The sequence below is a fragment of the Calditrichota bacterium genome, from assembly GCA_013152715.1.
Lineage (GTDB): Bacteria > Zhuqueibacterota > Zhuqueibacteria > Thermofontimicrobiales > Thermofontimicrobiaceae > 4484-87.
The window spans coordinates 1-9497 of the sequence record JAADFU010000019.1; the positions used below are offsets into that span (position 1 = coordinate 1).

Sequence of the window (9497 nt, forward strand, 5' to 3'; positions counted from 1 at the left end):
GATTTTCCGCGAAGGGGATATCGGGAGTGTGGCTTTTCGCTTTTGGTTGACAGATGAGGGATGGCTTGCCAGGAGCTAAAAGCGGATCGCCGGCAGTCTTTGTTTGCCTCGTTCTGTATTAGAGGATTGGTAGAAACGCGTTTGGCATTTAGCTTTTTGCCTTTCGCTTTTCGTGAAAAGGAGGATTGAACTGGAAGAGAAGCCAATAGCCGGATGCCAAAAGCCAAGTGCCAATAGCCAATAGCCAACATCCATCCAATTTTTTTTCGCCCATTCTGCATGATTGTTAAAAATCCAATGGAGGGAATCATGTCTCGCAATATTAGAAACTATGATGTTTTCAAACTATCCCATGAAATGGTTCTGAAAATTTATGAAGTGACAAAATCGTTTCCCAAAGAAGAAAGATATGGTTTAACATCTCAATTACGGCGAGCGGCGTATTCTATTCCGATGAATTTGATTGAGGGCGGCGCTAAAAATAGCGAGGGGGAATTTAGAAGATTTGTCGATATTGCCGTCGGCTCGTGCGCCGAAGTTGAATATCAATTAGAGCTGTGTTTTGATTTAAAGTATTTGTCAGAGTCGCTTTTTAGGCCATTAGGCGCAAACTATAGTTCTATTGGGAAAATGCTGAATAGACTTTATCAGAAATTGCGGTAGGTTTTGGCGTTTCGCCCTTCGCATTTGGCTTTTGGCACTTCGCTTTTCGCATTTGGCTTATAGAGAAGAAAGATAACTCTGCCAACAGCGAGAAGCCAAGAGCTAAAAGCCAGAGGCCAGCAGCCCAAAAAACTCTTGCTTCTCACCAAAAAAATTATTATTTTTATTACCCGAAATTGAAAAACACCTGGGAATGCAAGGGCATCTGGTGAGCCTCGCGGACTTCAAATCCGTTGTGTCCCGGCAACAGTCGGGATAGGTGGGTTCGATTCCCACACATTCCCGCTAATAGGGGTAGCTGATCGGTTGCCCCTGTTTTTATTTCAAGCCTTCGGTCTTGCTTTCTAATCTTATTTTTCGTTTGCTTTTCCTCTGCAAAGTGTGCGCCGCTTCCCGCATTTTCTTGTTGACTATTTCACAGAATTGTTTTATATTAGCCCTTGATTAGACGTATTTTGCGTTCAAATAAGCCCTTGATTTTTGAGAATTAAATTTTGCAGTCAAATGGCGATCACAAGGCAGGACATCGACCGACTTTCGAAATTGGCGCGACTGGAATTTTCAGAGCAGGAAAAAGCAGCGTTGATTCAGCAACTCAACCGGATTTTAGGGTACATGGAAAAAATTGATGAGTTAGATTTGCTGCCGCGGACGGAACTCGATTGCGAAAGCGGAGAAGCGACTCCGTTGCGAGAAGATCGGGCTACTGCCGGTTTATCTGCGAAAGAGACTTTGCTGAACGCTTCGAAGCGGCACGGAGATTTTTTCATCGTGCCGAGGGTGGTGAGGAAGAGTCCATAGTTCATAGTTTTGAGTTACGAGTTTCGATTTTAGAGTTTTTTTACAATATTCTATTGTTTGTTTTGTTCGCTGCTAAATGAAAACTGAGCGGAATTTAGATTGATGAATAGATTGAAGACAGTGGGCATTATTCCGGCGCGATATCAGTCAACTCGTTTCCCGGGCAAGCCGCTGGCGCGAATTGCCGGCAAGCCGATGATTCAGCGCGTTTACGAACGGGCAAGTCTGGCGAAATTGTTGGACGATGTCATTGTGGCTACGGATGATGAACGAATTTTGGGCGCAGTGAAAAAATTCGGCGGACGCGCGGAAATGACCTCGCCGCAAGCGGCAAACGGAAGCGAACGCATCGCAGAAGTGGCGAGAGGGCTGGATTGCGATTTGGTGGTCAATATTCAGGGCGACGAGCCGCTCATCGATGCGGAAGTTATTGATCAATTAGTTCGGCTGATGGCAGACAATGCGGATGCGCCAGTGGGAACTTTAGTGCGAAAGATTGAGTCAGCCAAAGATTTGCTGAATCCGAACATTGTCAAAGTTGTTGTGGACAAAAACTGGTACGCGCTCTATTTTTCCCGCGCGGTCATTCCGTTTCAGCGCGATGGGGCAGAGAGGTCGGAATGGCCGAGAAAATCAGTTTACTATTGGCATGTCGGAATTTACATTTATCGCCGGAATTTTTTATTGAAATTTGTCGATTTGCCGCCTTCCGCACTGGAAAAAGCGGAACAGTTGGAGCAATTGCGGATGTTGGAGAACGGCTATCGGCTGAAAGTGGCACTGACTGATAAAATTGCGATGGGAGTGGATGTTCCCGAGGACATCGCGAAAGTCGAACGATATTTGAAGGAGATGAATATTGAGTAAAGTTGGCGGGACAAAGTTCATTTTTGTGACAGGCGGCGTTGTTTCTTCTTTGGGAAAGGGAATCGCATCTGCGTCGCTGGGATACTTGCTGCAAGCGCGCGGTTTGAAGGTGACGATTCTGAAAATGGATCCTTATTTGAACGTTGATCCGGGCACATTGAGTCCCTACCAGCACGGAGAAGTTTACGTGACTGACGACGGCGCTGAAACAGATCTCGATCTGGGTCATTATGAGCGATTTTTAAATATGAATATGAGCACGCGGAATAACGCGACCACCGGGCAAATTTATTACACGGTGATCCGGCGCGAGCGTAACGGCGATTATCTCGGTCGTACGGTGCAGGTGATCCCGCACATTACCGATGAAATAAAACGCCGCATCATAGATTTGGCAAATAGCGAGGAAAAATACGACGTCATCATTACCGAAGTCGGCGGCACTGTCGGCGATATTGAGAGTCTGCCGTTTTTGGAAGCGATCCGTCAATTTCGGCTCGATGTGGGCGAGGAAAATCAGGTCAACGTGCATCTGACGCTGGTGCCCTTCATTCGTGCTGCCGGAGAGCTGAAAACAAAACCGACGCAGCATTCGGTGATGCGGCTGCGCGAGATCGGCATTCAGCCGGATATTTTGCTTTGCCGCGCCGAGACGCCATTGGAATTGGGGCTGAGAAAAAAAATCGGCCTTTTCTGTAGCGTGCCGGTGGAGTCGGTTATCAGCGCCCACGACGTGAAGACAATCTACGAAGTGCCGCTGATGTTTCACAATGGCGGGTTGGATGAAATTGTCGTTAAAAAATTAAATTTGAAGGTTGGCAAACCGCAATTGTCGCAATGGAAAAAATTTGTCGACAAAGTGAAAAATCCGACGCACGAAGTTACCATCGCTGTGTGCGGCAAATATGTTGAATTGCAGGATTCTTACAAGTCCATTGCCGAATCTTTTGTCCACGCCGGCGTTGCCAACGACACTCGTGTAAATTTGCGCTGGATTGAGGCGGAGGATATTGAAAAAGAAGGAGCGGAAAAATATTTGAGCGATGTTTCCGGTTTGCTTGTACCGGGCGGTTTTGGCAGCCGCGGTATCGAGGGCAAAATTGCCGCGATTCAGTACGTACGCGAAAATAAAATCCCCTTTTTCGGCATCTGTCTCGGATTGCAATGCGCGGTGATCGAATTCGCGCGTCACGTGTGCGGGATGGAAGGCGCCAATAGCACGGAATTTGATGAGCACACGGATTTTCCGGTGATCGATCTGATGGAAGAACAGAAAAGGATCAAGTCCAAGGGCGGCACCATGAGACTCGGCGCTCAACCTTGTGTTGTGAAAAAATCCAGCAGAGCGTTCAAAATTTACGATGCCGAAAAGATTAGCGAGCGCCATCGGCACCGCTATGAAGTCAATAATGATTATCTCGATCAACTCGGCGCGCACGGGCTTATTTTCAGCGGAATCAATCCGGAGCTGGATCTGGTGGAAATGATTGAGTCGTCGGAACATCCCTGGTTTGTGGCAGTGCAATTTCACCCTGAGCTAAAATCTCGGGCGTTGAAACCGCATCCGCTTTTTCGCGAATTTGTCAAAGCGTCGCTGGCGTACAGCAAGAAAAATAACTAGCTTGAGGAAATTTGAAAATATGATTACTGTTACTGTTGGCGAAATAAAGATCGGTCCGAAGCAGCCGCTGGCGTTGATTGCCGGCCCGTGCGTGATTGAGACGGAGAAGATTGCGCTGGAGACCGGCGAGGCCGTGAAAAAGATTACTGACAAATTGGGCATACCTTACATTTACAAATCATCTTACACCAAAGCCAATCGTCAGAGTTTGACTTCGTACACCGGCCCCGGTCTGGAACAAGGTCTGAAAATTTTGGAAAAAGTAAAAAAAGAATTGGGCGTTGCCATTTTGACGGATATTCACACGGCTGCTGAAGCGTCACCCGTGGCAGAAGTTGCTGATGTGTTGCAAATTCCCGCTTTTTTGTGTCGGCAGACAGACATCGTCGTTGCTGCCGCGAAAACCGGGGTGGCCGTCAATATTAAAAAAGGGCAATTCATGGCGCCGGAGGACATGGGACCAGTGGCGCAAAAGGCGGTGAAATCAGGCAATGAACAGGTGATTTTGACGGAACGCGGCGCGACATTTGGCTATCACAATTTAGTTGTTGATTTTCGTTCGCTGGTGATCATGAGAAATTTGGGCTTTCCGGTAGTTTTTGACGCCACGCACAGTTTGCAGCTTCCCGGCGCCGGTGGCGGAAAATCCGGCGGTCAGCCGCAATTCATTTTTCCCTTGGCGCGTGCCGCCGTTGCTGTGGGTTGTCAGGCAATTTTTTTAGAGACGCATCCTTGCGTGGAAGAAGCGCTCTGCGATGCGGCGAATATGCTTCCTTTGCAACAGTTGGAGAATTTACTCGTACAATTAAAACAGATCGCAGAAACGGCGAAAAATTTTGAGGATGTGACTTTTGAACTCTGAACGTGAGAAGGAAGTTTTGGATAAAGCGAAAAAAATAAAATTGATTCTGCTGGACGTGGACGGCGTTTTGACAGACGGCGGCGTGATTTACGGTGCTGACGGCGAAGAATTAAAAATTTTCGATGTCAAAGACGGGCTGGGAATTAAATTAGCTCAAGCGACAGGATTGAAGGTAGGAATTATTAGCGGCAGAGCCTCCGCTGCGCTGGAAAAGCGCGCGTCGGATTTGAAATTAGATATTTTTTTTCAGGGTCAGCGGGACAAGCGCGCTGGCTACGAGATGATCAAGGAGACGATGGGAGTGACCGATCAGGAAGTCGCTTACGTCGCTGACGACATAAATGATCTGCCGGTCTTTGTGCAGGTCGGATTGAAAATCGCCGTGAACGATGCCGTCGCGGAAATTCGCAAGCGCGCCGATTATGTGACCAAGAGACGCGGCGGAAGAGGAGCCGTGCGCGAGGTTGTGGAATTGATTTTGGAAGGCCAAAATAAAATGGAAACCGCAGTTCAAAATTTTTTGAAATAAAAAGCCGGAGAACTTTTTTCATGGCTATCGGAAAAAAAATTGTCTTTCTGACGATGTTCGTTGTTGCGGCGGCTTTTTCAGCGAAAGCGCTGGCGCAAGAATCACCACTGACGCTGGCAGTGATGGATTTCAAAAACAGCAGCGAACGCGCGCGCTACGACCGGTTGGAACGCGCCGTGGCGGAAATGCTGAAGACCGAACTGTCTCAATGCCGGCAGATCGCTGTGCTGGAACGAAAAAAAATCGAATCGATTCTGTCGGAATACGCGCTGGCGCAAGCTGGCTACATCAAACCCGAGCACGCGCTGGAAGTGGGCAAGTTAGCCGGAGCGGAATACATCATCACCGGCGAGATTCAGCGGGTGAGCGGCGACTTGCGCATTGACGCGCATCTGATTCGCGTGTCCACGGGACAAATCCTGGGCGAGAAAGTGACCGGCAGCGGCGAGGAAAATCTTCAGCCGATGGTTCGCATGTTGGCGCAAAATATCATTTTCGATCTCACCGGCAGGGGCTCTCGAGCGTCGGAATGGAAAATTCGCAATTATAATACAGCGTACGCCGCCGGCGTCACGGGTGCTCTGGCATTGACGACAATTCTCGTGCACGCCGATTATCGGAAAAATTACGACAACTACCATCACGCGACTAATTTTGACGATTTTGATCGCTACTACGACCGCGCCAATCGCAGCCACAAGATTCGAAATTGGCTGATTGCGGCGACGGCTACCTCCATGATCATAACAATTACGCTCTGGAGTGCGGATCGTAGTCGAAACAACAGAGTTTTTGCGGCAAATTCACGCTCAAAGGAACATAAATTTGCCAATCGCATAAATCTGGCGCTCCTGCCCGGAGAGAGAAATTTTTCATTGAATCTGTACGTTCGATTTTGAATGCGAGGCTGATTTAATTTCTTAATAATCAATTAAATAAACCTGGTGCAAAAATGCGACTTTTGTGGCGAATTATTTTTCTGACGGCTGTGTTTTTTTCCTTTTGCGCAGATCTGGATCGGGACAACGTCCTGGATCCCAAAAATTCTTCCAGCCGCGTACCGCGCAAGAATCTCGTCGAGGTTTTTGTCAACGACAGCACGGGCTATCCGTACAGCCACTACGCATTGGACGCGCTGGACGACATTCGCAGCAGGAATTCGTTTTCGGATAATTTGCTGATTTTGGAATATCACGTCGAAAACGAGAATTGGAACGATCTGTACGAGCAATCCGATTGCCTGACGCGATACCACAAGTACGTTCCCGATCCAGCGGAACGCGGGATACCGGATGCATTTTTCAACGGCGCGGCGAATCGGGTTCAGGGCGCTTCTTCTGATTATGTGAAAAATCGTTATCTGGAGCAATTGGCTGAATTGACAGAGCAGGATGCGTATTTTCAAATTGTCGGGGAAAAAACGATTGAAAATAATCTGTTCCGATTAAATTTGCAAATTGCCAAATTAGGGAGTCGTAGCGAGTCTGATTTGATTTTGCAAGCGGTGATCATCGAAGACAAGGGCGTTGCGCGGCATCGAGCTGTGGTGCGAAAAATTTTGTCTGCGGTAACTATCTCTGAAATTAATGCCGGCGAGGTGAAATCTTTTTCATTTGAGGCAACTTTAGCCAATGACGAAGATCCGAGCCAAACTTTTGCTGTGGTGTTTATTCAAAAATCCGACGCCGGAAGGGAAGTTTTTCAGGCGGAAAAATTTTAGCCTGAGGTGAAAAAATGACGTCAAAAATAATCATGGTTGTAATGCTCGTCTTTTTCGTGCTCGCAAGCTGTGGCGTGGTGGAAAAATTGGCGAACAAATTGCCCATCATCAACAGCGTTACTGCTGAGCCGCGGCAGATTGGCACGCAGGACACGACCACGCTCAAAGTCATTGCTGAAGACCCGGACGATGATTTGCTTTCATTTCACTGGGACGACGGTTCGGTGGGGGAATTGCTCAGCGACACCGAGAGCGAAGTGAAATGGGTGGCGCCGGAATTTTCCGGAAAATATCGCATTGAAGTGACGGTCAAAGACGAAAACGGCGGCGAAACAAAGGGCGGTGTGTACGTGACTGTCAAGGGCGACGAAAGCCCGGTCGTTTCATTTGTCCGTCCGTTGAACGGTGAAATTATTCCCGGCATCGGGAAATATGCTGTCGAAGTGAATGTGGCTTTTGATTTTCCCATCGCCCGCGTCGATTTTTTCATGAATGATTCTTTGATTTATTCTGACGAAAGTCGCCCTTACCAATTCGCCGATTGGGATGTGACGCGTCTGGCAGGAGAAATTCTGCTCCGCGCGGTGGCATTTGATCAATTGAATCCTTCAAATTTCGGACAGGACTCGGTGCGCGTATTCGTCGAGGGCGTGGTCCCTGTTCCCAAGCGGAGAAATTAGTAAATTTGAGAGAGCTGCATTATCGCCTTCGTGGGGCGAAAAAACATTTTTTAATGGTAAAAAGAGGGAAGGGGCATAGCCGTCAGTTTAAGGGTGTAACATGCGACAAATCTGGGCTTTACATTTTATAAAGTGTTGCATCATGCGAAAAGTGCCGTTAGGGACTAACTATTCAGCTACAGCGTCCATGTCGAAGGCGGCTCTGCACACGGCGGATGTAAAAGTATTTTGTTTAATAAATGTTCAACTCCTTCGGAGTTGGCTGGGTTTTGACATGTATTTTTCTACAAACGTTGAATCCCTTCGGGATTTCGGCTATGCATGATTTAATTATAAGACCGCTTTTTTCAACAGCGTTCGACAAGTATGATTTTTTTTAGAATTAGTAACGCCGAAGGCGTTGAATATTGGTAGCTTAAAATATTTCCGAAAATCAAAAACCCCAAACGGGGTTTAACATTGAATTCTTTCAAGGGAAAGCTTGGGAGAAAATGGGGCTGTATCAAAAGCCCTAAAACGGACGTTTTTTTGTACGTAAGTTCAATATTTTGATTCAAAAAAATGACTTTTGATACAGCCCCCTGATTCAATTCTGAACCAGTGAATGAGAAAAAATGATAGCACTACACTCAGATTGCAAATTAAACAACACATTACCCAAACGGCATACAATCTTATGCCAACGGCATACCAATTAATGTAAACAAAAAATTATGTACACAGAAAACCAGTTAAAATTGCTCTCAATCCTAATAAGCCAGCCGACAAAAGAATATTATCTGAGCGAGATAGCTCATATTGTTGGGAAGAAAGCTGGCGTGTTGCAAAAAGGTCTTAATGCTCTCGAACGCCATGGTTTAGTCATCAGCCGGCGACATGGGAACCGAAGGCTATTTCGAATAAATCCGGATTATCCATTATTGAAAGAGATAAAAAGTATCGTCCAAAAAACAGCCGGAGTTGAGGGGTTATTAAAACAATTAGTTGATAGTATTGATGGTATTTATCTTGCTCTAATATTTGGCAGTTATGCAAAGGATATGATGCGCGTTAATTCTGATATAGACGTGCTTCTGGTGGGCAATTCCGAGGCTGAAAATGATTTTTTAATGGGAATTGAAAAAATTGAAAAAATTATCCAACGAGAAATCAACTATCGTTACTATACAAAAAATGAGTTTGACGAAAAAAAATCTTCCCAGGATCCATTTCTCAATGAAATATTGACCGATAAATTTATCTTAGTAAAAGGTAAGTTATGATTGATCTCAGTGATTATTTGAAAAGGGGCTTAATCAAGAAACAACAACCAAATTTTAAACAAATTTCCAGACTTATCCTCAGGGCGGAGAAAGACCTGCAAAGCTTTGACCGTTTGATAAATAGCGATCCGGGAAACGCGATGAATTTAGCCTATAACGCCATGCTCAAAGCAGGACGGGCTTTGCTTTACTCTTTTGGTTATTTACCGGCCGACGGACAAATGCACAAAACAGTTGTTGACATTGTCGCCAAAATATTGGGCGAAGAATATCAAATTGAAACCAAACAATTTGAGCGTTACCGGAAGAAAAGACACGTATTTATTTATGAAGCGGAAGATTGCACCGAAAGCGAAGCAGAAAAAGCAAAAGAAACTGCGGCAAAACTCATTAAAAGAGTTAAAGAAAAAATTAAAGAACAAAACCCGCAAGGGGAATTTGATTTTTGATTAGATTTGTGTCTGATTCAATTTTGGTGGCAGAATAGTTCAA

General features: G+C 46.1%; 11 protein-coding genes and 1 tRNA gene. All 12 read left to right on the plus strand.

Annotated features, from left to right (window positions below; genetic code table 11):
- Window positions 1–309: 309 nt before the first annotated feature.
- The gene (locus GXO74_01795; protein NOZ60393.1) at window positions 310–663 is read left to right on the plus strand and encodes a four helix bundle protein; all 354 of its coding nucleotides are present in this window, start codon (window positions 310–312) and stop codon (window positions 661–663) included.
- Between the two features lie 189 nt (window positions 664–852).
- Window positions 853–948: transfer RNA gene (locus tag GXO74_01800), tRNA-Sec, on the plus strand.
- 219 nt (window positions 949–1167) lie between these two features.
- A complete protein-coding gene (gene gatC / locus GXO74_01805) occupies window positions 1168–1464 on the plus strand; it encodes an Asp-tRNA(Asn)/Glu-tRNA(Gln) amidotransferase subunit GatC (protein NOZ60394.1) in 297 nt (98 codons plus the stop codon).
- A gap of 102 nt (window positions 1465–1566) precedes the next feature.
- Window positions 1567–2331, plus strand: coding sequence for a 3-deoxy-manno-octulosonate cytidylyltransferase (gene kdsB / locus GXO74_01810; protein ID NOZ60395.1), 765 nt, complete (start codon window positions 1567–1569; stop codon window positions 2329–2331).
- Window positions 2324–3952 carry a CTP synthase gene (locus GXO74_01815; protein NOZ60396.1) on the plus strand — a complete coding sequence of 543 codons (1629 nt, stop codon included), beginning with the start codon at window positions 2324–2326 and terminating at the stop codon, window positions 3950–3952. The genes kdsB and GXO74_01815 overlap by 8 nt, the downstream gene beginning before the upstream one ends.
- A gap of 19 nt (window positions 3953–3971) precedes the next feature.
- Window positions 3972–4814, plus strand: coding sequence for a 3-deoxy-8-phosphooctulonate synthase (gene kdsA / locus GXO74_01820; protein ID NOZ60397.1), 843 nt, complete (start codon window positions 3972–3974; stop codon window positions 4812–4814).
- Window positions 4804–5343 carry an HAD hydrolase family protein gene (locus GXO74_01825; protein NOZ60398.1) on the plus strand — a complete coding sequence of 180 codons (540 nt, stop codon included), beginning with the start codon at window positions 4804–4806 and terminating at the stop codon, window positions 5341–5343. Before kdsA ends, GXO74_01825 begins: the two co-directional genes overlap by 11 nt.
- Before the next feature lie 20 nt (window positions 5344–5363).
- The gene (locus GXO74_01830) at window positions 5364–6242 is read left to right on the plus strand and encodes a hypothetical protein (GenBank protein NOZ60399.1); all 879 of its coding nucleotides are present in this window, start codon (window positions 5364–5366) and stop codon (window positions 6240–6242) included.
- Window positions 6243–6295: 53 nt separating this feature from the next.
- Window positions 6296–7063 (plus strand): hypothetical protein, encoded by a 768-nt coding sequence (locus tag GXO74_01835; protein ID NOZ60400.1) that lies wholly within the window; start codon window positions 6296–6298, stop codon window positions 7061–7063.
- Window positions 7064–7077: 14 nt separating this feature from the next.
- Window positions 7078–7743, plus strand: coding sequence for a hypothetical protein (locus tag GXO74_01840; protein ID NOZ60401.1), 666 nt, complete (start codon window positions 7078–7080; stop codon window positions 7741–7743).
- 713 nt (window positions 7744–8456) lie between these two features.
- Complete coding sequence (locus GXO74_01845) at window positions 8457–9005, plus strand: hypothetical protein (protein NOZ60402.1); 549 nt, start codon at window positions 8457–8459, stop codon at window positions 9003–9005.
- Window positions 9005–9454 (plus strand): HEPN domain-containing protein, encoded by a 450-nt coding sequence (locus tag GXO74_01850; GenBank protein ID NOZ60403.1) that lies wholly within the window; start codon window positions 9005–9007, stop codon window positions 9452–9454. The genes GXO74_01845 and GXO74_01850 overlap by 1 nt, the downstream gene beginning before the upstream one ends.
- Window positions 9455–9497: the final 43 nt, after the last annotated feature.

What these genes read in the sequence shown, in the direction of transcription:
- GXO74_01845 (NOZ60402.1), top strand. Translation starts at nt 8,457, where the DNA reads ATGTACACAGAAAACCAGTTAAAATTGCTCTCAATCCTAATAAGCCAG.
- GXO74_01835 (NOZ60400.1), top strand. Translation starts at nt 6,296, where the DNA reads ATGCGACTTTTGTGGCGAATTATTTTTCTGACGGCTGTGTTTTTTTCC.
- kdsA (NOZ60397.1), top strand. Translation starts at nt 3,972, where the DNA reads ATGATTACTGTTACTGTTGGCGAAATAAAGATCGGTCCGAAGCAGCCG.
- gatC (NOZ60394.1), top strand. Translation starts at nt 1,168, where the DNA reads ATGGCGATCACAAGGCAGGACATCGACCGACTTTCGAAATTGGCGCGA.
- kdsB (NOZ60395.1), top strand. Translation starts at nt 1,567, where the DNA reads ATGAATAGATTGAAGACAGTGGGCATTATTCCGGCGCGATATCAGTCA.
- GXO74_01830 (NOZ60399.1), top strand. Translation starts at nt 5,364, where the DNA reads ATGGCTATCGGAAAAAAAATTGTCTTTCTGACGATGTTCGTTGTTGCG.
- GXO74_01840 (NOZ60401.1), top strand. Translation starts at nt 7,078, where the DNA reads ATGACGTCAAAAATAATCATGGTTGTAATGCTCGTCTTTTTCGTGCTC.
- GXO74_01795 (NOZ60393.1), top strand. Translation starts at nt 310, where the DNA reads ATGTCTCGCAATATTAGAAACTATGATGTTTTCAAACTATCCCATGAA.